The sequence below is a fragment of the Duganella rhizosphaerae genome, from assembly GCF_040364205.1.
Taxonomy (GTDB): Bacteria; Pseudomonadota; Gammaproteobacteria; order Burkholderiales; family Burkholderiaceae_D; genus Rugamonas; species Rugamonas rhizosphaerae.
The window spans coordinates 25,551-49,782 of record NZ_BPWK01000016.1 but is presented as its reverse complement, the minus strand read 5'-3'; the positions used below and the strand labels follow the sequence as shown (position 1 = coordinate 49,782).

The 24,232-nt window shown below is 63.3% G+C and carries 21 protein-coding genes; 14 read left to right on the top strand and 7 right to left on the bottom strand.

The features are described 5' to 3' along the window. Positions 1 to 98: 98 nt before the first annotated feature. The 9 genes from RUGAMON1_RS26650 (at position 99) to RUGAMON1_RS26610 (ending at position 11,207) form a co-directional block, all read left to right on the top strand. Positions 99 to 1,250 carry a glycoside hydrolase family 88/105 protein gene (locus RUGAMON1_RS26650; protein ID WP_445233367.1) on the top strand — a complete coding sequence of 384 codons (1,152 nt, stop codon included), beginning with the start codon at positions 99 to 101 and terminating at the stop codon, positions 1,248 to 1,250. 9 nt (positions 1,251 to 1,259) lie between these two features. Further along, positions 1,260 to 2,528 (top strand): DUF2264 domain-containing protein, encoded by a 1,269-nt coding sequence (locus tag RUGAMON1_RS26645; RefSeq protein WP_445233366.1) that lies wholly within the window; start codon positions 1,260 to 1,262, stop codon positions 2,526 to 2,528. Between the two features lie 270 nt (positions 2,529 to 2,798). Next, a complete protein-coding gene (locus RUGAMON1_RS26640; RefSeq protein ID WP_445233365.1) occupies positions 2,799 to 3,419 on the top strand; it encodes a TetR/AcrR family transcriptional regulator in 621 nt (206 codons plus the stop codon). 55 nt (positions 3,420 to 3,474) lie between these two features. Beyond that, the gene (locus RUGAMON1_RS26635) at positions 3,475 to 5,265 is read left to right on the top strand and encodes an acyl-CoA dehydrogenase C-terminal domain-containing protein (RefSeq protein ID WP_116992709.1); all 1,791 of its coding nucleotides are present in this window, start codon (positions 3,475 to 3,477) and stop codon (positions 5,263 to 5,265) included. Between the two features lie 18 nt (positions 5,266 to 5,283). Further along, positions 5,284 to 7,683 (top strand): 3-hydroxyacyl-CoA dehydrogenase/enoyl-CoA hydratase family protein, encoded by a 2,400-nt coding sequence (locus RUGAMON1_RS26630; RefSeq protein WP_445233364.1) that lies wholly within the window; start codon positions 5,284 to 5,286, stop codon positions 7,681 to 7,683. 70 nt (positions 7,684 to 7,753) lie between these two features. Continuing rightward, the gene (locus tag RUGAMON1_RS26625) at positions 7,754 to 8,206 is read left to right on the top strand and encodes a PaaI family thioesterase (RefSeq protein WP_008444563.1); all 453 of its coding nucleotides are present in this window, start codon (positions 7,754 to 7,756) and stop codon (positions 8,204 to 8,206) included. 40 nt (positions 8,207 to 8,246) lie between these two features. Beyond that, positions 8,247 to 9,443, top strand: a complete 1,197-nt coding sequence (locus tag RUGAMON1_RS26620) for an acetyl-CoA C-acyltransferase (RefSeq protein ID WP_116992707.1) — start codon at positions 8,247 to 8,249, stop codon at positions 9,441 to 9,443. 128 nt (positions 9,444 to 9,571) lie between these two features. After that, positions 9,572 to 10,351, top strand: a complete 780-nt coding sequence (locus tag RUGAMON1_RS26615; RefSeq protein ID WP_445233363.1) for an enoyl-CoA hydratase — start codon at positions 9,572 to 9,574, stop codon at positions 10,349 to 10,351. Between the two features lie 343 nt (positions 10,352 to 10,694). Beyond that, entirely contained in the window at positions 10,695 to 11,207 is a 513-nt protein-coding gene (locus tag RUGAMON1_RS26610) for a DinB family protein (RefSeq protein WP_445233362.1), read from the top strand. A 48-nt stretch (positions 11,208 to 11,255) separates the two neighbouring features. Here RUGAMON1_RS26610 and RUGAMON1_RS26605 read toward each other — a convergent pair whose 3' ends face one another. From RUGAMON1_RS26605 to RUGAMON1_RS26575, 7 genes are read right to left on the bottom strand one after another with little or no spacing between them, the layout of a single operon-like run. Further along, positions 11,256 to 12,212, bottom strand: coding sequence for an Ldh family oxidoreductase (locus RUGAMON1_RS26605; protein ID WP_445233361.1), 957 nt, complete (start codon positions 12,210 to 12,212; stop codon positions 11,256 to 11,258). Then, on the bottom strand, positions 12,209 to 12,898 hold the full coding sequence (locus tag RUGAMON1_RS26600; RefSeq protein ID WP_445233360.1) for a hypothetical protein: 690 nt from the start codon (positions 12,896 to 12,898) through the stop codon (positions 12,209 to 12,211). Before RUGAMON1_RS26600 ends, RUGAMON1_RS26605 begins: the two co-directional genes overlap by 4 nt. A 4-nt stretch (positions 12,899 to 12,902) precedes the next feature. Next, entirely contained in the window at positions 12,903 to 13,730 is an 828-nt protein-coding gene (locus tag RUGAMON1_RS26595; protein ID WP_445233470.1) for a phytanoyl-CoA dioxygenase family protein, read from the bottom strand. An 8-nt stretch (positions 13,731 to 13,738) separates the two neighbouring features. After that, a complete protein-coding gene (gene argC, locus RUGAMON1_RS26590) occupies positions 13,739 to 14,806 on the bottom strand; it encodes an N-acetyl-gamma-glutamyl-phosphate reductase (protein ID WP_445233359.1) in 1,068 nt (355 codons plus the stop codon). A gap of 37 nt (positions 14,807 to 14,843) precedes the next feature. Further along, complete coding sequence (locus RUGAMON1_RS26585; protein ID WP_445233358.1) at positions 14,844 to 15,584, bottom strand: 2OG-Fe(II) oxygenase; 741 nt, start codon at positions 15,582 to 15,584, stop codon at positions 14,844 to 14,846. Between the two features lie 25 nt (positions 15,585 to 15,609). Next, positions 15,610 to 16,143 carry a glycine-rich domain-containing protein gene (locus RUGAMON1_RS26580; RefSeq protein ID WP_445233357.1) on the bottom strand — a complete coding sequence of 178 codons (534 nt, stop codon included), beginning with the start codon at positions 16,141 to 16,143 and terminating at the stop codon, positions 15,610 to 15,612. Positions 16,144 to 16,188: 45 nt separating this feature from the next. After that, complete coding sequence (locus tag RUGAMON1_RS26575; protein ID WP_445233356.1) at positions 16,189 to 16,683, bottom strand: DinB family protein; 495 nt, start codon at positions 16,681 to 16,683, stop codon at positions 16,189 to 16,191. A gap of 777 nt (positions 16,684 to 17,460) precedes the next feature. On the opposite strand from RUGAMON1_RS26575, the gene RUGAMON1_RS26570 reads away from it, so the two are divergent. The 5 genes from RUGAMON1_RS26570 to RUGAMON1_RS26550 all read left to right on the top strand — a co-directional run bounded on the left by RUGAMON1_RS26570 (position 17,461) and on the right by RUGAMON1_RS26550 (position 24,230). Next, the gene (locus RUGAMON1_RS26570; protein ID WP_445233355.1) at positions 17,461 to 18,309 is read left to right on the top strand and encodes a hypothetical protein; all 849 of its coding nucleotides are present in this window, start codon (positions 17,461 to 17,463) and stop codon (positions 18,307 to 18,309) included. A gap of 35 nt (positions 18,310 to 18,344) precedes the next feature. Further along, a complete protein-coding gene (locus RUGAMON1_RS26565; protein ID WP_445233354.1) occupies positions 18,345 to 19,415 on the top strand; it encodes an SGNH/GDSL hydrolase family protein in 1,071 nt (356 codons plus the stop codon). A gap of 111 nt (positions 19,416 to 19,526) precedes the next feature. Further along, on the top strand, positions 19,527 to 21,875 hold the full coding sequence (locus RUGAMON1_RS26560; RefSeq protein WP_445233353.1) for a beta-L-arabinofuranosidase domain-containing protein: 2,349 nt from the start codon (positions 19,527 to 19,529) through the stop codon (positions 21,873 to 21,875). Positions 21,876 to 21,972: 97 nt separating this feature from the next. Further along, the gene (locus RUGAMON1_RS26555; protein WP_445233352.1) at positions 21,973 to 22,569 is read left to right on the top strand and encodes a PEP-CTERM sorting domain-containing protein; all 597 of its coding nucleotides are present in this window, start codon (positions 21,973 to 21,975) and stop codon (positions 22,567 to 22,569) included. Positions 22,570 to 22,658: 89 nt separating this feature from the next. Next, complete coding sequence (locus RUGAMON1_RS26550; RefSeq protein ID WP_445233351.1) at positions 22,659 to 24,230, top strand: alpha/beta hydrolase family protein; 1,572 nt, start codon at positions 22,659 to 22,661, stop codon at positions 24,228 to 24,230. Positions 24,231 to 24,232 lie beyond the last annotated feature (2 nt).

Genomic DNA, 24,232 nt, shown 5'->3' with positions numbered 1-24,232 from the left:
TTGACAGAGCACTCCAGACCGGGTCCCCTTCATGGTTCCCGGGTGTTTATGCCGAAGGCGGCCCGCCTGCGCCTTCGGCCCTTTTTTCAAACGGTCCCATGAATTTCAAAAAATACACGCAAGGATTTTTTCTGCTGCTGGCTTTTGCCGTGGGCGGCTGCGCCACCCGGCCAGGCGACGGCGCGGCCATCGGCGGCAGCCGGGCGGAAGTGGTCGCCATCATCGAGCAGGTCAATGGCCACTGGCAGCGCAGCACGCCGGCGCAGCAATGGGCGTTCTGGCATGTGGCGGCCTATCAGACGGGGAATATGGCGGCCTACCAGGTCACGCATAACGAGGACTACCGACGCTATGCCGAGACCTGGGCCGCGCACAACCAGTGGATGGGCGCGCGCTCGACAGACAAGAGCCGCTGGCAGCTGAGCTATGGCGAAACCGACGAGCACGTGCTGTTCGGCGACTGGCAGATCTGCTTCCAGACCTATGCCGACCTGTACCAGCTGGACCGCGACCCGCGCAAGATCGCCCGCGCCCGCGAGGTGATGGAATACGAGATGAGCACGCCGCGCAGCGATTACTGGTGGTGGTCCGACGGCCTGTACATGGTGATGCCGGTGATGACCAAGCTGTACAAGGCCACCGGCGACCGCCGCTACCTGGACAAGCTGCACCAGTACTTCGAGTACGCCAACAGCATCATGTACGACCCGGCCGAGCAGCTGTACTACCGCGACGCCAAGTACGTCTATCCGGCGCACGCCAGCGTCAACGGCAAGAAGGACTTCTGGTCGCGCGGCGACGGCTGGGTGTTCGCCGCGCTGGCGCGGGTGCTGGACGAACTGCCGGCCGACGATCCGCACCGCGCGCAATACGTGGCCCGCTTCCAGGACATGGCGCAGGCGCTCAAGCGCGCCCAGCAACCGGAAGGCTACTGGACCCGCAGCCTGCTTGATCCGCAGCACGCGCCGGGGCCGGAAACCAGCGGCACCGCCTTTTTCACCTACGGCTACCTGTGGGGCATCAACCACGGCCTGCTGGCGCGCGACGAATTCCTGCCGGTGGTGCGCAAGAGCTGGCACTACCTGAGCAAGGTGGCCTTGCAGCCGGACGGGCGCGTCGGTTATGTCCAGCCCATCGGCGACCGCGCGATACCGGGGCAGGTGGTGGACCAGGATTCCACCGCGGATTTCGGCGTCGGCGCCTTCCTGCTGGCGTCGGCGGAACTGGTACGCTTACTCGATCAACAATAAGGGGACAAGATGGAACGTCGTAATTTCATGCAGGCGGTGCTGGCCAGCTCGGCCGCCACCGGTTTGATGGGCGCCGGCGCCGGCGCCGTCGCCGCCGCCGATAGATCGCCAGCCGCCGGCGGCGAGCGCGCCTACATGGCCGGCCTGCTGCAACGGATGGCCGAACCGGTGCTGTCGAATATGGCGCAAGGTAAACTGAAAAAGAATTTCCCGGTCGAGCTCAGCCCGACCTGGGACGGCCGCGACCAGGGCGTGACCTACCTGGAATGCTTCGGCCGCCTGATCTCCGGCGCAGCGCCATGGCTGGCGCTGCCGGAAGACGGCACGGCAGAGGGCAAGACCCGCAAGCGCTTGCAGCAGCTGGCGCTGCAAAGCTATGCCAACTCGGTCGATCCGAAGAACCCGGACTACCTGCTGTGGAAGGGCCCGGAACAGGCGCTGGTCGACTCGGCCTATTTCACCAACGCCCTGATGCGGGCGCCGAAAGCGCTGTGGGAGCCGCTCGACAGCATCACCAAACAGCGCATCGTCGCCGAGATCAAGAGCTTGCGCCGGGTCGATCCGCCGTACACCAACTGGCTGCTGTTCGCCGCCATGAACGAAGCCTGGCTGATGTCGATCGGCGAGCAATACGACCAGATGCGCATCAGCCTGGCGGTGCGCAAGATCAACGAATGGTATGCCGGCGACGGCTGGATCAAGGACGGCGACGCCTTCCACTTCGATTACTACAACTCCTACGTGATCTACCCGATGCTGGTGGAGATCCTGGAAGTGCTGGCGCGGGCCAAGACGCCTTTCTGGGGCGGCAACTCGGAAGAGCTGCTGGCGCAGGCCGTCAAGCGCATGCAGCGCTACAGCGAGCACCTGGAGCGTTTCATTTCGCCGACTGGCACCTATCCGCCCATCGGCCGCTCGCTGACCTACCGCACCGCCGTATTCCAGCCGCTGGGCCTGCTGGCCTGGCGCAGGCAGTTGCCGGCCAGCCTGCCGGCCGGGCAGGTGAGGGCGGCGCTGCACGCGGCGCACCAGGCCGTGTGGTCTGAGCCCAGCAACTTCACCCGCGACGGCTTCCTGACCATCGGCTTCGTCGGCCACCATCCAGAGCTGGGCGACTGGTATTCCAACAACGGCAGCATGTACATCGCGTCCGAAGGTTTCCTGTCGCTGGGCCTGCCTGAGAACGATCCCTACTGGACCGCGCCGGCGCAGGACTGGACTCAGAAGCTGGCCTACTCGGGCCGCCAGTTCCCCAAGGATTATCCGGTCAAATACTGAGCTGCGGCCACCGTCGCCCAGCCATCTCCCACTCCTGCCATCGTCCACGCTGTTGCCGAAAGTTGTTCCTTTCGGCAACAGCGCTGTTGCGTCGCGATAATAGAACGCCACCTCTAACGGTACTGTTTGACTTTTACCCCTCGGTGGATAATAGTACGAGCGTTCGCAATTCTTTTCACACGGAGTAAATTCAAGTGGAGCAGAATGCTCTTTTCTCTCCATGAATAATTTACCTTGGGATGCAATATTATTAATACCTCAACTAAATTTATGCGCAAAGGCGAACTGACACGCGCGGCAATCCTGGATGTGGCACTGGATTTGGCCAGCCGGGATGGTCTGGAAGGCCTGACCATCGGATTGCTCGCGGACAAGATGAACATGAGCAAGTCCGGCGTGTTCGCCCACTTCGGCTCGCGTGAAGATTTGCAGTTGGAAGTACTGAAGCTGTACCACCATCGTTTCGAGCAGGAAGTGTTTTTCCCCAGCGTCAAGGAGCCGCGCGGCATCCAGCGGCTCAAGTCGATGTTTGCGCGCTGGGTCAAGCGGGTCAGCGTGGAAGTGGCCTCGGGCTGCATCTACATCAGCGGCGCGGTGGAGTATGACGACCGTCCAGGTCCGATCCGCGAAGAGCTGATGGCCATGGTCGGCGCCTGGCAGGGCGCGCTGCTGCGCTGTGTGCAGCAATGCGTCGAATGCGGCGACCTCAAGGCAGACACCGATCCGCAGCAGCTGGTGTACGAGATGTACGGCCTGATCCTGGCACTGCACCACGATGCGCGCTTCCTGCGCATTCCGGGCAGCCTGGGCCGGGCCGGCACCGGCTTCGAGCGCTTGATCGAAACCTACCGAAATCCGCAAACGCCATCCGCGGTGGTGGCACAGCAATAACGTAAAAAACACTCATTCACATCGTAGTCATTACAAAAGTCATCAGGAGAAAATCATGGGTCAATACGTCGCGCCAATCCGGGATATGCAATTCGTTCTGCACGAATTCCTGAAAGTGGAAGAAGAACTGAAGTCGCTGCCGGACTACGCCGAAGTCGATGCCGACATCATCAACCAGGTACTGGAAGAAGGCGGCAAATTCACCGCCGAAGTGCTGTTCCCGCTGAACCACTCGGGCGACCGCGAAGGCTGCAAGCACGACGCAGCGACCCACACCGTGACCACGCCGAAAGGCTTCAAGGAAGCGTACAAGCAGTACGTTGAAGCGGGCTGGGGCGCGCTGGCCTGCGATCCGCAATACGGCGGCCAGGGCTTGCCTGTCGTGCTGAACAATTCGTTCTACGAAATGCTGAACTCGGCCAACCAGGCCTGGACCATGTACCCAGGCCTGTCGCACGGCGCCTACGAGTGCCTGAAAGAACACGGCACCGACCACCAGAAGGAAGTCTACCTGCCTAAGCTGGTCTCCGGCGAATGGACCGGCACCATGTGCCTGACCGAACCGCACTGCGGCACCGACCTGGGCATGCTGCGCTCGAAAGCGCTGCCACAGGAAGACGGCTCGTGGCTGATCACCGGCAACAAGATCTTCATCTCGGCCGGCGAGCACGACATGGCGGAAAACATCCTGCACCTGGTGCTGGCCCGCGTGCCGGACGCACCGGAAGGCTCGAAAGGCATTTCGCTGTTCCTGGTGCCTAAGTTCCTGCCGAAGGCAGACGGCTCGGTCGGCGAACGCAACCCGATCACCTGCGGCGCCATCGAAGAAAAAATGGGCATCCACGGCAACTCGACCTGCCAGATGAACCTGGACGGCGCACGCGGCTGGATCATCGGCCAGCCGAACAAAGGCCTGAACGCCATGTTCGTGTTCATGAACGCGGCCCGCCTGGGCGTGGGCATGCAGTCGCTGGGCCTGACCGAGATCGCCTACCAGAACGCGCTGATCTACGCCAAGGACCGCATCCAGATGCGTTCGCTGTCGGGCGTGAAAAATCCGGAAATGCCGGCTGACCCGATCATCGTCCACCCGGACGTCCGCCGCATGCTGTTGACCGGCAAGGCCTACGCCGAAGGCGCGCGCGCTTTCACTTCGTACGTGGCGCTGCAGATCGACCGCGAACTGCACCACCCTGACGAAGAAGTGCGCAAGGAAGCCGCCGACGAAGTCGCGCTGCTGACCCCGGTCATCAAGGCCTTCATCACCGACAACGCCTGGATCGCCACTTCGGAAGCGATGCAAGTATTCGGCGGCCACGGCTACATCTCCGAATGGGGCATGGAGCAGTACGTGCGCGACGCCCGTATCAACCTGATCTACGAAGGCACCAATACCATCCAGTCGCTGGACCTGCTGGGCCGTAAGATCCTGGGCGACAACGGCGCCAAGCTGCGCAAGTTCGGCGAGAAGATCAAAGCCTTCGTGGAAGACAACGGCACCGACGAAGCGATGAGCGAATTCGTCACCCCGCTGGGCGACCTGGGCGACAAGGTCACCAAGCTGACCATGGAAATCGGCATGAAAGCCTTCCAGAACCCGGACGAAGTCGGCGCGGCATGCGTACCTTACCTGCGCGTGGTCGGCCACATGGTGTACAGCTACTTCTTCGCACAGATGGCGAAAATCGCCCTGGCCAAAGAAGACAGCGGCGACAATTTCTACAAAGCCAAGCTGGCCACGGCGCGCTTCTACTTCGCCCGCCTGCAACCAGAAACTGCAACCTTGATTCGCCAGGCACGTTCGGGCTCCGCCAACCTGATGGCTCTCGACGCCGACCTGTTCTAAGAACTTAAAGGAAACGACATGACCAATTTCATCGTTAAAAAAGTAGCCGTGCTGGGCGCCGGCGTGATGGGCGCGCAAATCGCCGCTCATTGCGTCAACGCCAAAGTGCCAGTGGTGCTGTTCGACCTGCCGGCAAAAGAAGGTCCTAAGAACGGCATCGTGCTGCGCGCCATTGAGAACCTGAAAAAACTGTCGCCTGCGCCACTGGGCAACAAGGACCACGCCGCGCTGATCGAAGTAGCCAACTACGAAGACGACCTGGCCAAGCTGGCCGAGTGCGACCTGATCATCGAAGCCATCGCCGAGCGCATGGACTGGAAGCATGACCTGTACAAGAAGGTCGCTCCGCACATCGCCGCCAACGCGATCTTCGCCTCGAACACCTCGGGCCTGTCGATCACCAAGCTGTCCGAAGGCTTCGACGCCGACCTGAAATCGCGCTACTGCGGCGTGCACTTCTTCAACCCGCCGCGCTATATGCACCTGGTCGAAATCATCCCGACCGAGTTCACCAAGCCGGAAATTTCCGACCAGCTGGAAGGCTTCCTGACCACCACCCTGGGCAAGGGCGTGGTACGCGCCAAAGATACGCCTAACTTCATCGCCAACCGCGTCGGCGTGTTCGGCATCCTGGCGATCGTGCACGAAGCTGAGAAATTCGGCCTGTCGGTGGACGTGGTCGATGACCTGACCGGCGCCAAGCTGGGCCGCGCCAAGTCGGGCACCTTCCGCACCGCGGACGTGGTCGGCCTGGACACCATGGGCCATGTGATCAAGACCATGCAGGACTACCTGCCGAACGATCCGTTCGCTGCCGTCTACAAGACCCCGGCCGTGCTGGCTGGCCTGGTGGAAAAAGGCGCGCTGGGCCAGAAATCCGGCGCCGGTTTCTACAAAAAAGTTGGCAAGGAAATTCAACGCCTGGACTTCGCCACCGGCGAATACGTCACCGGCGGCGGCAAGGCTGCCGACATCGTTGCCCGCATCCTGAAGGAAAAAGATCCGGTCAAGAAGATGAAGGCCCTGCGCGAATCGACCAACCCACAAGGCCAGTTCCTGTGGGCGATCTTCCGCGACGCTTTCCACTACATCGCGATCCACCTGGACACCGTGGCCGACAACGCGCGCGACATCGACTTCGCCATGCGCTGGGGCTTCGGCTGGAACGTCGGCCCGTTCGAAACGTGGCAAGCCGCAGGCTGGTCGCAAGTGGCCACCTGGGTCAAGGAAGACATCGACGCTGGCCACGCACTGTGCAACGCGCCGCTGCCAGCCTGGGTATTCGAAGGTCCGGTCGCTGAAAAAGGCGGCGTCCACACCGCTGAAGGTTCGTGGTCCGCAGTGTCGAAATCGTTCGTGCCGCGTTCGTCGCTGGCCGTCTACGACCGTCAGGCATTCCGCGCACCGGTACTGGGTTCGGGCGCCATCGACGGCCGCACCGCCGGCACCACCGTGCACGAAGACGACGACGTCCGCCTGTGGCACTCGGGCGACGACGTCCTGGTGATCTCGCTGAAAACCAAGATGCACGTGATCAGCCCGGGCGTGATCGCCGGCTTCCGTAAAGCACTGGCCGAAGCCGAGAAGAACTTCAAGGGCCTGGTGATCTGGAGCGCGGACGCGGCCGACGGCGGCGCGTTCTCGGCCGGCGCCGACCTGCAATCGGCACTGCCTGCGTTCATGCAGGGCGGCGCGAAAGCGGTCGACCCTATCATCCGCGAACTGCAAGACACCTTCATGGCGATGAAATATTCGAACGTGCCGGTGGTGGCTGCTGTTGCTGGCCTGGCGCTGGGCGGCGGTTGCGAAATGGCGCTGCACGCATCGAAGCGCGTCGCGTCGATCGAATCGTACATCGGCCTGGTGGAAGTGGGCGTCGGCCTGATCCCTGCGGGCGGCGGCTTGAAAGAAGCGGCAGTGCGCGCGTTCAAGGAAGCCAAGGGCACCGACATCCTGCAATTCCTGAAAACCGGTTTCACCAATGCCGCTACCGCCAACGTGTCGAAGTCGGCACTGGAAGCGCAGGCCATGGGCTACCTGAAAGAAGACGACGTGATCGTGTTCAACCCTTACGAGCTGCTGCACGTGGCCAAGGTTGAAGCGCGCGCCATGTTCGACAAGGGCTATCGTCCGCCACTGAAGACCCCTGTGCAGGTCACCGGCCGCTACGGCTGGGGCACCATCAAGGCGCAGCTGGTCAATATGCGCGACGGCGGCTTCATCTCCGCGCACGACTTCAAGCTGGGCGAGATGATCGCCGAGATCGTGTCGGGCGGCGATATCGACCAGGGTTCGTTCGTGAACGAGCAGTGGTTCCTGGACATGGAGCGTAAAGCCTTCCTGGAACTGCTGAACCATCCGAAGACCCAGGAACGCATCATGGGCATGATGCAGACCGGTAAGCCAGTCCGCAATTAACGTGATGTCGATCCTGAATCGGGTCGCCGCATCGCTGGTTTTCAAAGTTCTACTGCGCGTGAGGCCAAGCATGGTGTATGACCGTATCAAGCAACAAATGATGGACACCTTGCCCTTCGTGCGCTTGCTGGGGATCAGGATCGACGAGATCGGCAGCGGCACTTCCAAAGTGTCGATGCCGGAGGACCCGAAGCTCAATAACCACCTGGGCACGCAGCACGCCGGGGCCTTGTTCACGCTGGCCGAAACGGCTTCCGGCGCGGCCATGGCTGGCGGCTTCGCGGAGCTGATCCTGGGCTTGCGCCCGGTCGCCAAGGAATCGCGCATCCAGTACCAGAAAGTAGCCAAGGGCGCCACCCGCGCCGAAGGCCGCGTCCCTGGCGATCTGGCCGCGCTGAAGGCCGAGCTGAAAGAGCAGGGCAAGGTGGCGTTCCCGGTGGAAGTCGACATCTTCGACGCCGCCGGCACGCTGGCCGCACAGGTTCAAGTGGATTGGTATTTATCCGAGAAGCGGGCTTCCTAGTTCCGCATAGTCTTCGATCAAAAATTTTCGAAAGAACAAAATGAGCAAACAAATTCAAGACGCATACATCGTCTCTGCCACCCGCACCCCGATCGGCAAGGCGCCGCGCGGCATGTTCAACAAGACCCGCCCGGACGACCTGCTGGTGCGCGTGCTGCAATCGGCCCTGGCGCAAGCGCCTGGCCTGGATCCAGCGCTGATCACCGACGCCATCATCGGCTGCTCGTTCCCGGAAGCGGAACAGGGCTTCAACATCGCCCGTCAATCGGTGCTGCTGGCCGGCCTGCCTAAGACCATCGGCGGCGTCACCATCAACCGCTACTGCGCATCGGGCATCACCGCGCTGGCCATGGCCGCCGACCGTATCCGCGTTGGCGAAGCCGATGCGATGATCGCCGGCGGCGTCGAGTCGATGTCGATGGTGCCGATGATGGGCCACCACCCATCGATGAACCTGAACATGTTCACCGACGACAACGTCGGCATGGCATACGGCATGGGCCTGACCGCTGAAAAAGTGGCGACCCAATGGAAGATCTCGCGCGAAGCGCAGGACGCGTTCGCCGTTGAATCGCACCGCCGCGCCATCGCCGCGCAGCAGGCCGGTTTCTTCAAGGACGAGACCACCCCGGTTGAAATCATCACCCGCACGCCAGACCTGGCGACCGGCGAGATCAAGATCAAGACCCGCACCGTCGACACCGACGAAGGCGCACGCGCCGATTCGACCGTGGAATCGCTGGGCAAGCTGAAGCCAGTGTTCGCCGCCAAGGGTTCGGTCACCGCCGCCAACTCGTCGCAGATGTCCGACGGCGCCGGCGCGCTGCTGGTCGTGTCGGAGAAGTTCCTGCGCGAGCACAACCTGACCCCGCTGGCCAAGTTCTCGTCGTTCGCCGTCAAAGGCGTGCCACCGGAAATCATGGGCATCGGTCCTAAGTTCGCGATTCCAGATGCGTGCAAAGCCGCCGGCATCACCCAGGATCAGCTGGACTGGATCGAACTGAACGAAGCGTTTGCAGCACAGGCACTGGCCGTTATCGGCGACCTGGGCCTGGATCCAGCCAAGGTCAACCCAATGGGCGGCGCGATCGCCCTGGGCCACCCGCTGGGCGCAACCGGCGCGATCCGCGCTGCGACCGTGGTGCACGCACTGCGTCGCAACAACCTGAAATACGGCATGGTCACCATGTGCGTAGGCGCAGGCATGGGCGCGGCTGGTATCATCGAACGCGTCTAACCCGGCATCCTTTAGCGATACGCACGCGTTACCGCTTAGGGGTCTGACCCCGTACGGGGTCAGACCCCGCATGGCGGTGCGGGTTAAAAAAAGGGCGCCACGGCGCCCTTTAATCATTTGGAGATCACATGGATATTTTGAGCAGCAAGACCAACGGCGTGCTGACGCTGGAATTCAACCGCCCGGAACGCAAGAACGCGATCACCTCGGCGATGTACCAGAGCATGGCCGACGCCATCAACGAAGCGGAGCAGGACGCCGCCGTGCGCGCCATCCTGATCGTCGGCAAGCCGGAGATCTTCACCGCCGGCAACGACCTGGAAGACTTCATGAAGACCGCGCGTCCAACCGACGGCTCGGGCATCGAAGAACGCTCGGTGTACAAATTCATGATGGCGCTGAGCGGTTCGACCAAGCCGGTAGTGGCGGCAGTGGCCGGCGCGGCGGTCGGCATCGGCACCACGCTGCTGATGCATTGCGACCTGGTCTATGCGGCCGACAACGCCAAGTTCTCGATGCCGTTCGTGCAGTTGGGCCTGTGCCCCGAGTTCGCATCCAGCATCCTGCTGACGCAGATCGCCGGCTACCCGCGCGCGGCCGAGAAGCTGATGCTGGGCGAAGCCTTCCTGGCGCAGGAAGCGTTGGAGATGGGCCTGGTATCGAAGATCGTGCCGGCCGCCGAACTGCGTGCGTTCGCAGAAGGCCAGGCCGCCAAGCTGGTCGCCCTGCCGGCCAGCTCGATCCGCGCCACCAAGCAGCTGATGAAGGCCGCCCGCAAAGGCCCGGTGACCGAAGCCATCGCCGCAGAAAACAAATTCTTCGGCGCCATGCTGGCCGCCCCGGAAGCCAAGGAAGCGTTCACCGCCTTCTTCGAAAAGCGCAAACCGGACTTCACCAAGTTCAATTGAACTGACAGCCGCATTGGGCTGACTCAGCGTAAAGTGACACTTGGGTCAATTCGGCGCCGGCGCCAACAGACGCCAGCGACCGCGCCGAATTAACAAGCCACCGCGTGCATTGAAGTTATGATAATCTTACAGTCAAGCTGAGGCGACGTCGGCTTGGCGGGGAGGATGCATCGCGATTTCCTTGCCTAAGCCATGACGTATCGCGAACGCGGTGCGCAGCGGCAAGTACCAGCAGTCCGGCTGGTGCAGGCGACATGTTTTGTCGCGTTGCGCGCGCCTGACATCGTCAACCGTAGAAGGCGCCGCTGCGCGGACGTGTTCTGTTTCACGCGAAGGATGGTCTATGGAAGCTGCTTTGAGCTGTGCCACCAGCATGTTTTGCGCCGCCGACCACTATATGGAGCAGTCCCTGTCTGGCCTGCCGACGACTGCCCAGGCACAGCGGGCCGGGGGTGCCAATTCGATCCTTTGGGTAGTCGGCCATGCCCTTGTCGGTCGTCTGCGCCTGCTCACGCTGCTGGGCGCGGACAATGACATCCCATGGCAGGAATTCTTCGACAAGGGGGGCTCGGAAGCGCTCAGCGCAAGCGATGCGCGCCGTCCCGATTTGCCGGCCCTGATGGCACGCTGGAATGCATCAAAGGATGCGCTGGCACGGCGGCTGGCCGACCTCACTGCCGAGGACCTCGCTGTCCCCCAGTCCTATGATTTGCCAACTTGCGATCCGACCCTGCTTGGCCTGATCAGCTATTTCGCGTTCCATGAGGCGTATCACATCGGACAGATCGCCTGCATCCGCAAGGCCATCGGCCAGCCACTGCCGCGCCGCACGGCGGACCGTGCGTTGTCGCATTGAGCGCGTAATCGGCGCGGGGACGCACGCTGTGTCCCCGCGCCGGCCTCCCTACTTGGGCAGCAGGGCGATCAGGCTGGCATGCAGTGCCTCTTCGATCTCGACCGCCTGCTCGAAGTCGACTACGCCGCGCCCCGGAATATGCACGGCACCAGGCGTGTTGCTCGCCGCGCGCATTTCCGCCACCAAGCCTTCGGCCCGCTCGGCAAATCCCTCGCCGTAGCCGAACAGGTCGGGATCGGCCACCAGGAATACGAAGCCGCGCGGACCCGCCACGTTCTTGCCTGTCTTGGCGCCGACCCAGGCGCCGCCTAGCAGTTCGATCATCATCGCTAGGCCGCTGCCGCGGTGCGCGCCAAACGGCAGCAAGGCGCCCTTGCGGCCGCGCTCAGGATCCTTGGTGGGCAAGCCGTCCGAGTCGAGCGCCAGGCCGTCGGGCAAGACGCCCCCGGTATTCTTCGCATCGCGCAAGGCTGTGGCGGGGCCGGCCGTCATGGCCGTGTCGAACACCAGCGGTCCTCCCGTGGCGGGCACGGCAATGCCCATGGGATTGGTACCGAAGACGGGGCGAAAGCCGCCAAACGGCGCCACGATCGACACGCCCGCGCTCCAGGTCATGCCGATGAAGTTTTCCTGCGCCGCACGGCGCAACTGGTGGCCGGCGATATACCAGGGCCAGCGGTTGCGCGCGCCGACGATGCCGATGCCACCCTCGCGTGCCTTGCGCAGCGCCAGATCCATCGCCAGCGCCGCCACCACCGGCCCGGCCGCGTCGCCGCCTTCGATGAAGGCGCGCCCCGGGCGATCGAGCTCGATGCGCGGATCGTGTTTCTTGACACGGTGCCACTTGACCATCATGGGCACCAGTTCCAGGCCATAGCCGGTCCGGCCACGCCATTCGGCATCGAGAATTTCCTGTGTACACAGATCGCTCTCGTGCGCGCTCATTCCGGTCGCGCCGAAGATTTTGGCGAGCATGTCCTGTGCCTGGCTGTAGCGGAGCTTCATGCGGCCACCCCGCCTTCGGTCAGCGCCATCGCAGAGCTTCCCTGCCGTTGAGCAAGGAAGGCTTGCACGTCGGCCAGGGCGCTGGCGCGGTCGCGCTGGCCGGTGTCGAGCACCAGCAGGGCGTCGCGCTCGCGGTAGCTCTCCACCAGGCGCTCGATCACGGGATGCGGGAAAATCCCCTGCACGAAGACCTCTTCCATGAAGGCGGCCATGCGGGCTAGCTTTGCCTGGCCGCGCGTATTGCTGGCGCCGGCTTGCTGGTCACGTGCCAGCAGGCGCTCCTGCAAGATGGCGGCCGGCGTCAACACCACGGCTAGCGTGCGCGGCAGCGCGGCATGTTCGAGGTCGTCGCCCAGAGTGGTGACGAAGGCATCGACGATGTCCGCATCGATGCGCTCGAGGCGCGCCATGGTGCAGGCGGTGATGGCGACATCGAGGATGCCGAGGCGGCTGGTGACCGGCTGCCCGCCTTGAGCTATGGCCGCGCGCACGAGGCGGTCTTGTTCACCGGCGCGGGCGCGGAACACATGCAGGCCGTCCTCGTCGACCATGCGACCGAGCTCGAGCAGCTTGTAGTGGATGGGGTGGTAGCCATCGATAGCGCTGCACAGGCCGTCGCGCAGGGTCTTCTTGCCGCAGCCGTGCATCCCGGAAAACGATATGGGGTACGGGGATTCGATCTTCATTTGCTTACTCCTCCTTCAGGTCATCAAACCATCGGCTGGCGCCAATGGGCACGAGTTGATCGTCGCGCAAGGGCAGCGCGGGGTCGGCGCGGCGCGCGTTGGGCGGTCCGAACAGGCGCCGCACCGGATCGGGCAAGGCTTGCAAGCGGCTGCGGTCGCCGCCGGCCACGCGTCGGGTCGGGCCGGCCCAGGCCGGGCGGTACGACAGGGTGTACACGGCACGTGTGGCAGACGAGGTATTCGGGCCAACGGCGTGGAACAGGCGTGGATTGATCAGTACGGCGCTGCCGCGCGGACAGACGATGGTCTGTTCTTCCGGATGGCGGCGTAGGCGCTGGTAGGGATGGGCCGCGCCGTGCAGGCACAGGTGCGAATAGGGTACGACCCTGAGCGGCGCGCGCCGCGCGGTCAGTTCGTCGAGGTAGTAGAACACGCGCAGCGCCACCGGCACGGACGCGAGTGGGCCGAACAGGCGCGAGCCGTAGGGTTGGCAGTCGGTATGCAGCGGCATGCCAGGGTAGCCCGGTGCGTAACGCGCATAGCTGGCCGACATGCAGGTGAGCTCGTCGCCTAGCACGCGCCGCAGGAAGGCGAGCATGCGCGCCTCGGCGATCAAGGCGACGGCGTCGGGACAGGGCGCCAGATGCACGTCCCGATACACGGCCAGATGGCGGTTGGCCGGGCGCACCAGCATCTCGAGCGCCGCCAGTTCGGCACTGATCGCATCGACGGTGGCACTGTCGAGGAAATCGGGCACAACCAGGAAACCTTCCACCTCCAGGCTACGGATCTTGGCGCCGATTGTGCTCGACAGGGGATTGGCGCACAGCATGCTGCTCATCAGTGCAAGCCCTCGGTCTCGTCCAGGCCGAACATCAGGTTCAGGTTCTGGATGGCCTGACCGGCGGCCCCTTTGCTCAAGTTGTCGAGCGCCACCGCGACCACGGCGCGCCGTCCCGGCTCGACGCTGTCATAGCCGATGTGGCAAACATTGCGTCCGACGACGGAATCGAGGCTGGGAAAAGCTCCCCTGGCATAGATGCCGATGCAAGGGCTGGCGCCATAGGCGCCCTCGTAAGCGTCGCCGATGTCGCCGGCGTCCTTGCCGGGCGCCAGATTGAAATACAGGGTCGCAAGAATGCCGCGCCGTACCGGCAGCAGCTGGGCCACGAAGCTGAAGTGCGCTTCGTCCAGGCCGGTCTGCTCCAGGATTTCGCCGACATGCCGGTGTGCTAACGCGTTATAGATCAGAAAATTGTCGCTGACAGCGCAAAAATGGGTGGCCGCCACGGCCTTCTTGCCGGCGCCGCTGACGCCGGACTTGCTGTCGCACACCACGGCGCTGCCCGCCGCGATCAAGCCTGCCGAACACAGTGGCGCCAGCGCCAGGCAGACGGCCGCCGCGTGGCAGCCGGGGTTGGCCACCAGGCGCGCCGTCGCCAGCGCCGGGCCGGCCAGTTCGGACAAGCCATAGACGGCCTCGGCCAGCAATTCGGGGTGGGGGTGGTCGGCGCCGTAGTGGCGACTGTAGGCTTGCGCGTCTTTGAGGCGGAAGGCGCCGCTCAAGTCAATGACGCGCGTGCCGCGCGCGAGAAAGCGAGGCGCCAGGTCAAGTGACACTTCCAGCGGCGTGGCCAAGAGCACCGCGTCGAAGTTGCTGTGCTCGGCTTCGTCCAGCGACATCGTGGGCATCACGCGCGCGCGCGCAATGTCCGGACGCAAGGCACGGCGCGCATCGCCCAGAGCCTTCTTGTTAAATTCGCCCACTGATGCAGCCGCGCTTCTTTCCGGGCGCGGCAGGGTGATGGTGCTAGCCGCAACCTGACGATGGCGGGCAAGCAAGGTCATCAGTTCCTCGCCGATGTAACCCGTATGTCCGATGATGCCAACGCGCAGTGCCTGTTCCATGACTTGCCTCCTGGGTGCGCTCTTTGTGTACGCCCCATCAAATGCCGCCCCCGCTGGGTGGCACGTCAATAGCGATGCCCCCCACAGGGGCGACGCAATAAAAACCGGGAATGGCAAGCCGCTCGCCGTCGTAGGCTGTGACGGCCGGCACGAAGTGGCGATGGATGCGTTCGACGTCGAGCATGGCCAAGCGGTTCATGCGCGGCGCGATCGAGATCTCGGTCGTGCCGTCGTTGCGCAGCAAGACTAGATTGCCACCCTCCCCGCATTGCCTGTCCGGGGAGCAGAACAGTACGAAGGCGATCCGGCGACGCTTGCCGAACTTGACGACCCGGTCCGAATGGGGATCGACATAATGGCCGCGCCGAAAACGCGTCACCGCGCTGACCTGGCAGGTATCGACCGGTACGCCCGTCAGCTGCGCCACCCAGGCCAGCGTAGCGGGCGCGCGCAGCTGGCGCATCACCGTCGCAATGGCGCCTTGTTCTTGCTGCGGCTCCCACAGTTCATGCAGCGCCGTCACCAGTCCGGCTTTCTGGGCCACACCGAGCTGCTCGCGCAGCACGGCCAGCTTGCCGGGCGATGGTGCGGTTTCAAACAGCATGCGACGTGGATGGACGCCGGTACGCGCGACCAAACTAAATTGCGCCGCGCCGGCGGCAATGTCGTCGCACAGCGCGGCTGCAGTAGCCCCGTCCAGTAGCCCGTCAACCACGGCAAAGCCGTGCTGGCGGAAGGACGCGGCAATCGCGTCGGTCGACAGTGCCTGATTGAACACGGCGGAGCCCAAGGAGAAGAACGTCTTAGGCGGCCAGTTTGAACTGCTGCTGCGCGTCTGGTTCGTTCTGGAGCGGCTCGTCAGGCTGGGCCGGTGGTTCGCTCAGTGCGTCTTTTTCTTCCTCTTCCTCCTCCTCGGCCTCCTCCTCGTCGGCGCAGATGATCAGGTTCTGGAAATCCTGGCCGGCGATCGAATACGGTTCGCCGTAGGTACGTTCCCACAGTTCGGCGGTACGGTCGAAGGTGCGTTGCAGCGCGGGACGGGTGGCCGCGTCGGAACCGAAGCCGGGCGCATGGTCCAGAATGGTGCCGAAGAAGGCCATGCAGTCGCGGTGGTAGGCCCGCGGATGGAGCATGTGCAGATGCCACATCTCGTCAATGATTTCGGTGGGCGCGATCGCGCGCGTCGGGTGCATGGCCTTGAGGGCCAGGAAGCGCTGGTAACGCTGGGCCAGCGTGCGCACTTCGTCGGCGCACAACTTGGCCAGAATGCCGGTGCTGGTGCGTGCTGCGGCGACGAAGTCAAAACTCAGTTCAGGCAATTGAATGCTGTCGTTCATGGTCTCTCTCTCCTAGTGGGGCTACAAAGTGGGGGGGGGGCCGAATTAGCCGAGGTGGCCAACATTGGGCAGCTTGCCTTGCATGCGGGCCAGGAAGGACATTTGGCCGATATGATAGGCCTCCTGGTGGGCGATGAAGGCTATGGTGCCGAGCAAGGTTTCATCGTCGGTGGGAAAGACCCCCTTGCCCCGGCCGGGACCGGCCAGCTTGTGTTCGGTCAAGTCCTGCAAGGTGTGGTGCAGGCCGGCGCTGACGGCAGCCCAATCCTTGTCGACATTGGCCTTCGCAACGGGTTTCTCATTTGCCTGCGGAAACTCGCCGGCGCTTGCTTCGAAAGGGTTCGCTTCCTTGGTATCGTTCAAGGCGTTGAGCAGGCGATGACGCTGCACGGACAGATGGGCGTAGAGACGCAGGATGGTGTTCATTTCCTCGGATGGCCTGAAATGCAGGCTTTTTTCATCCAGGTGGCCGAGGATCTCGGCGATCATGCGCTCCGAGGTTGTGAAAAGATGGGAAACCGTTTTCAATGCTGGTGTCATAGTAAGCTCCGTTTAGGCGAGCACAGGGGCTTGGCCCGGTGTCCGCACCGCAAACAAAATGTCTATTTTTCAATCAATTGAACAGATATTCACCCAACAACTACCACACTCCCGATGACTGCATCTGGTGTCACAGGCGTCTCAAATGGACTGAACCGTATGAATCTTGGTACATTGAATAAATGGCACCATAGTGTTTTTTGCAGACCCTTTTGAGTGTTTCATGGGAATATAAAAAAAACAAGAAATAAGTAAAAATATAATCTAAATATTGCAACAATCTTGCGTCGACTTCCGCTGCGTTTCATTTCTCGATGCTGGCGTTCCTCAGGTGGTGGCGCGGTACAAGAGCGGCGGGGACTTTGGTGCAAGCTGAGCGGCGCCCAGCGGTGCGCTCCTGTTGTTTCTCTATCTCTTGGCCGAGTGACGGAGCCAGTACCCATGAGGACCTCGACGTTGGAGGGGACCGGTTGCCCGCGAATTTCGCGCCATCGCGTCCCGCATCAGAAAAACAAGCGTAGGTACGGGTGCCGAGCAGGCCCAGCTTGCCAACGACAAGCTGCGCTGACGCCCGTCTCTGGAGTTATGTCGCTAACTTTGCCTATAAAGTTAGCAATCCAGAAATTCTCATCTTTCGTGTCAAAGCCCTGAAAAATCTCAACTTCCGCATCCTTTAGCCGTGAGTCGGCTTCCGGATTCCAGGTGTGCCATGTCGGCCTTTACGCCGCAGAGCCTGTGGTAGTCTACAAGACCCGATTGTTCGCTGGAGTCGCGAAAATGCTTTTCGTGCCGCGGTTCATCTGCTTTTTCGCTTGCATGCTGTTTGTACCCCTCCCCGCATTTGGCGAGGCAGAGACCGCGTCCACTTCTGCGTCTGAGGCCGCGCCGCTTGAGCTGCGCATCGCGGTGTTGTCCGATGGCCATGCCACCTACTTCATCCGCCTGCTGGAAGAGTCTCTGCGGCTGATCCATCAACCTTACCATCTCCACTACGTGAAAGACATTCCCGCCCGCCGCATGTGGTGGATGCTGGGCAAGGGAGACATCAATCTGTTCTACGGCATGCGATCGAAGGACAAGGATAGCAAGGAGCAGATCGTCCCGGTGCGTAACGCCTTGACCAATGGCTTGATCGGCCAGCGGGTGTTATTGATCCGTCGAGCCGATACGGAAGTCTTTTCACAAGTCAAATCAGTGGACGATTTGAAGCGTACCAGGCTGATCGCCGGCTTCGGCGCCGGCTGGGGCGATGTGAAAGTATGGAAGAATGCGGGCTTGCCGCTGTATGAGCACGCCGCGCCGTGGACTACGATTTACGCGATGGTGGCGGCGGAAAACCGGCACGTCGATTATCTGCCGCGTGGCGTCATTGAGGTGTCGAAAGAGGCGCGCGCCCATCCCGAACTGGTGGTGGAACAGCACCTGCTGCTGGATTATCCAGGCGACTTTGGTTTCTATCTGGCGTCTTCAGCCGCCAGCTATCGGCCCATCATCGAGCGGGCTTTGAGGGAAGCGGAAGCCACGGGACTCAAGGCACGCCTGATCGAGGAGGCCTTCGGCGCCGATATCAAGGCGCTGGGCCTCGATCGCCGCGTGCATCTGCACCTTTCGGCCACCCCGGATTGAGTGTCACATCCCATTGAAATATTGGAGACGTCTTGATGAAGTTTAAAGCAGGGTTGTTGGCGTTTTTCCTGGCCGGGCAGGCGTTGGCCGGCGTGGCGATCCAGGCGGATAACGCGCAGTTACAGTACACCGGGCGCATCGACTTTGCCGACCGCGCACGGCCCATGTTGTCGTGGCCCGGCACCAGTATTGAAGGCAACTTCACCGGCGCCAGCCTGGCGGTCAAGCTGGACGACCAACTGGGCAAGAACTTCTTCAACGTCTTCATCGACGGCGACCTGGCCAAGCCGGTGGTCATCGAAGCCGCGCAGGGCGGCAAGACTTACGCGGTGGCCAGCGGCTTGGGATCGGGCGCGCACCGCTTCCTGATCACCAAGCGCACCGAAGGCGAGGAGGGCGGCACGGTGTTCCAGGGCCTGGAGCTGGCCGATGGCGGCAAGCTGCTGCCGCCGCCGGCGCGCAAGCGGCGTCATATCGAGTTCTTCGGCGATTCCATCACCACCGGCATGGGCAACGAGTCGCCGGACGACGGGCCGGACCATCTGCTGAAGGACAAGAACAATTTCATGTCCTACTCGTCGATTACGGCGCGGGCGTTGGATGCGGAGGCGCACATCATCTCGCAAAGCGGCATCGGCGTGATGATCAGCTGGTTCCCGTTCACGATGCCGGATTTTTACGACCAGCTCAGCGCCGTCGGCAACAACGACACCCAATGGGATTTCCGCTCGTGGACGCCGGACGTGGTGGTCATCAACCTGTTCCAGAACGACCGCTGGCTGATCGACCGCGAGAAGCGCCTGTCGCCGCCGCCGGACGACGCGCAGCGTGTGCAGGCTTACCGTACTTTCGTGCAGAATATACGCGCGTTGTATCCGAAGGCCTACATCGTGTGCGCGCTGGGCAGCATGGATGCGGTGCAGGAGGGCTCCAAATGGCCGGGCTATGTGCGCGCTGCGGTCGACCAGATCCGGCAAGGCGGCGACCGGCGGATCGATACCATCGTGTTCCCCTGGACCGGCTTTGGCGGCCATCCGCGCGTCAAACAGCACCAGGCCAACGCGGCGCAGCTGACGACGTTCATCCGCAAGAAAATGGGATGGTGAGCGGCTCGCGCCAAATTGTGCCGATTTCGTCATCCTTTTAGCGGCGCCGCCACAAGACGGCCGGCATTCCTGCACGTACATTAGTGGATAGCCATCTATCATGGGGTACGTATGCATCGTCGACAGATATTGCGGGGCGCCGCCGGTCTGGGATTGATTCCCGGCTGGACCACTACCGCCATCGGCGCCACGGCTGGCGGCGTGCCGCCGACCGCCAAGGCGCTACCGCTATCATCTGTCCGCTTGCTGCCCTCGGTCTACGCCGACGCGCTGCAAGCCAACCAGGCTTATTTGCTGCGCCTGAGCGCAGACCGCTTCCTGCACAATTACCACCGCTTTGCCGGCTTGCCGACCAAGGGCGCCATCTACGGCGGCTGGGAGTCCGACACCATCGCGGGCGAGGGCCTGGGCCACTATCTGTCCGCGCTGTCGCTGATGCATGCGCAAACCGGCAATCCGGCGCTGAAGCCGCGCATCGATTACATCGTCGCCGAACTGGCGCGCGTGCAGCAGGCGCACGGCGACGGCTATGCGGCGGGCTTCATGCGCAAGCGCCAGGACGGCGCGGTGGTCGACGGCAAGGAAATCTTCCCTGAGATCATGCGCGGCGAGATCAGGTCCGCAGGCTTCGACCTGAATGGTTGCTGGGTGCCCTTGTACAATTGGCACAAGGTCTTCGCCGGCCTGTTCGACGCGCAGTCCCATGCCGGCAACGAGCAGGCGCTGCCAGTGGCGCTGGGTCTCGCGGGCTATATCGACAAGGTGTTTGCCGCGCTCAGCGACGAACAGGTGCAGCAGGTGCTGGCCTGCGAGCACGGCGGCATCAACGAAAGCTTTGCCGAGCTCTATGCGCGCACCAGCGATAAGCGCTGGCTGGCGCTGGCGCAGCGGCTGTATCACGTCAAGGTGCTGCTGCCCTTGACGCAGGGCCGCGACGAGCTGGCCAATCTGCACTCCAACACGCAGATCCCCAAGCTGATCGGCCTGGCGCGCCTGCACGAGCTGACCGGCCGCCGCAGCGACGCCGACGCCGTCGATTTCTTCTGGAAGCGCGTCACGCAGCACCACAGCTATGTCATCGGCGGCAACGGCGACCGCGAATACTTCTCCGCGCCGGACAGCATCGCCGCCCACATCACCGAGCAGACCTGCGAAGCCTGCGCCAGCTACAACATGCTGAAGATGACGCGCCACCTCTACAGCTGGGCGCCCGACGCCGCTTACTTCGACTATTACGAGCGTACGCATCTGAACCACATCCTCGCGCACCAGAATCCGCGCACCGGCATGTTCACGTACATGACGCCGTTGATGTCCGGTGTGGCGCGTGAATACTCCAGCGAGGACAATGACTTCTGGTGCTGCGTGCTGTCCGGCATGGAGAGCCACGCCAAGCACGGCGATTCGATCTACTGGGAGAACGGCGACACCTTGTTCGTCAACCTCTACATCCCATCGACGGTGGAATGGAAGGCGGCCGCAGCAAGGCTGGAGCTGAACACGCGCTATCCGTACGAAGGCGACATCGAGCTCAAAGTGCGCCGCCTGGCAGGCCCGCGCGAGTTCGCGCTGGCGCTGCGCATTCCGTCGTGGGCCGGCGCCTGCAAGGTGCTGGTCAATGGCAAACCGCAGACCGCCAGCAAACATAAGGGCTACTTGCTGCTGCGGCGGCGCTGGCGCGCGGGCGACAGCGTGCGCCTGTCGCTGCCGCTGGATCTGCGGCTGGAATCCACGCCCGGCAACGAGCGTGTGGTGGCGCTGCTGCGCGGCCCGATGGTATTGGCGGCAGACCTGGGCGCGGCCGACAAGCCGTTCAGCGGGTTGGCGCCGGCGCTGGTGGGCGCCAACATCCTGGCTTCGTTTGCGCCGGCGGACCAGGGCAAGTCCGTGTACCGCAGCGTGGGCAGCGGGCGGCCGGGCGACATGAAGTTTGCGCCCTTCTTCTCGCAGTACGAGCGGCGCGCGGCGGTGTACTTCCCTGTCTATACGGAGGCCGAATGGGCCGCGTCGGAAGTCGGCTTCCGCAAGGAGGAGGCGCGCCTCAAGGACCTGGCCGCGCGCTCGGTGGACGTCATGCATCTGGGAGAGATGCAGCCGGAGCGCGATCACGACCTGCAATCGGATATCTCCTATCCCGTTTCCTACCGTGGCCGCAATGGCCGCGATGCCCGCACCGGCGGCTATTTCAGCTTCCGCATGAAGTGCACCGACGGCCCGCTGCTGCTGCAGGCGAGCTACTGGGGGGAGGAGCGCAACCGCGACTTCCACATCAGTATCGACGGCGAACGGATAGCGCGCGTCAAGCTCGATGGCGACCATCCCGGTGTGTTCATCGACCAGGAATATCCGGTGCCTGCGCGCCTCACCAGCGGCAAGGGCAGCGTCGTGGTGCGCTTCGATCCGGAGCCGGGCCACACCGCGGGGCCGGTGTTCGGCGTCAGGCTGTACACGCTGGCATGACACTGTCGCGCACGCGAGACGCTCGACTTGAACATTAGCGAGCTGATGCTATCCTGATTTCTCGTCTTATCAATTTTATATTGCTAAAGGGGAAGACATGAAAGCTCTTGCGATTGCGCTGGCCTGCATGGCCTGCGCCGGCAGTGCGCTGGCTGACAACGTGGCGCTGAACGGCGCCGTGACGTTGACCGGTAGCGGTTTCGGCAACAGCGACGGCTGGCTCGGTGGCGCGCTGGCCGCCGCGTCCACGGTCACCGACGGCGTCTACTTGCCGATCGGCACGCAGTGGAATACCGGCACCGTGTTCTGGACCGGCGATGTCGGCGCCGATACCGTCATGGTCACGCTGAACCAGACCGCCCTGGTCAGCCAGCTCAACCTGCAGGCCGACAATGACAACAATTATCTGGTCCAGTATCGCGACACCGCCAACGTCTGGCACGACGCCGCCGTGATCATACCGAACCGCTCCTGGGGCCAGGACAATGGCAGCGTGGTGCTGGGGGCGCCGGTGATCGCCACCGCCTTCATGATTTCCGGCACCACCGGCGCCGGCGACAATCATTTCTCCGTGTCGGAATTCGAAGCCATCGGCCGCGTCATTCCGGTGCCGGAGCCTGACACCTATGCGATGCTGGGCGCCGGCCTGGCGCTGCTCGGCCTGGTGGCGCGCCGCAAGCAGCGCCGTGCCTGACTGTCTACCTTCCGGCACATGCGCGTCCATGAGGCGATCTCCAGAATGCAGGCTGGTTCAACCACGAACCACCTCATTCAGGAGACTCCATGGACAAGACATTCAGTACCCTCGCCGTCGCGGCGCTACTCGCGGCGCTAACCGGCTGCGGTAGCGGCGGCGGCACCCCGGCAGCGGCGACCCCGACCCCGGTCCCCGACGTGCCGACGCCGCCCGTCGGCGTGGCCGACACGTCCGGCGCGCGCGGCGCCTTGCTGTTCAATCCACCGCCATTGGCGCAGTCGCTCGATCCGGCCGGCATGGCGCAGGCGCTGGGCCGGCTCGGCACCGTCGGCAAGCAGATCCTGGCCGCCGCCGGCCAGCCCAAGTGCAGCATCGATTTCCACCAGTTCGAATACAGCACCGTCGGCGCGGCCGGCGAAACCACCACCGCCTCCGGTTCGCTGATGGCGCCCAACGGCAGCGACCCGGCCTGCAGCGGCAAGCGCCCGGTACTGATGTACGGCCACGGCAGTTCGCCGCTGCGCAACATCCGCATGGGCGTGCTGACGCCCGGCGCGCCGTACGCCGAAACCAGCGCCGCCGCCGCCGCGCTGTACGCGGCCCAGGGCTACATCGTGATCATGCCCAACTACGCCGGCTACGACACCTCGACCCTGAGCTACCATCCGCACCACGTGGCGGACCAGCAGTCCAAGGACATGATCGATGCGCTGACCGCCGCCCGCAAGGCCTTCGCCAAGCTGCCGCATCCGGTCAGCGAGAATGGCAAGCTGTTCCTGACCGGCTACTCCGAAGGCGGCTATGTGACGATGGCCACCCACCGCGCGATGCAGGCGGCAGGCATCAGCGTGACGGCGTCGGCCCCGATGAGCGGCAACTACGCCGAAAGCGTCAGCTATGAAGCCAGCCTCGGTTCGCCCGAGCTGCTGCGCGGGCTGACCCAGATCGGCGCCGAATCGATGCTGGAATTCACGCTGCAGTTCACCGCCTGGCAAAAGGCCTACGGCAATCTGTATGCCGCTCCGAGCGAGCTGTACCAGCCAGGCTACGCGGCCACCATGGAGACGCTGGCGCCGACGCTGCTGCCGATCGATACGCTGATCGCCAAAGGCAAGTTGCCGCCGCACCTGCTGGCGCGCGACATGCCGGGCTACGCCAGCCTGCCTGCGTCCGAACAGGCTTTTTACGGCACGCCTGAGCAGAGCCTGCTCAAGTCTTCCTACGTGACGGCGCTGCTCGACGATATCGTCAGCCATCCGTGTCCGGTGACCTCGGCCACGGCGCCGCTCGACTGCGCCCACGTGCATCCGATGCGCGCCGCCTGGTTCAAGAACGATTTGCGCACCTGGGTGCCGACCGTGCCGGTGCTGATGTGCGGCGGCAATGGCGACGACGAGGTGCCGTTCAATAACGCCACGCTGACGCAGGCCTATTTCAACGCCCACGGCGTCGCCGCCAATCTGGTGACGGTGCTCGATGTCGATACGCCTTCGCTGCCCAACGATCCGTACGCCGGCGCCAAGGCGCTGTTCGCGGAAGCCAAGCGCCTGGTGATCGCCGGCAACGGCAATCCAGCCGATCCGAACAACTACCACGGCTACATGGCCTTCGCCGGCTGCAACGTGGCGGCGCGCGACTTCTTCAAGGCTTACCAGTGATG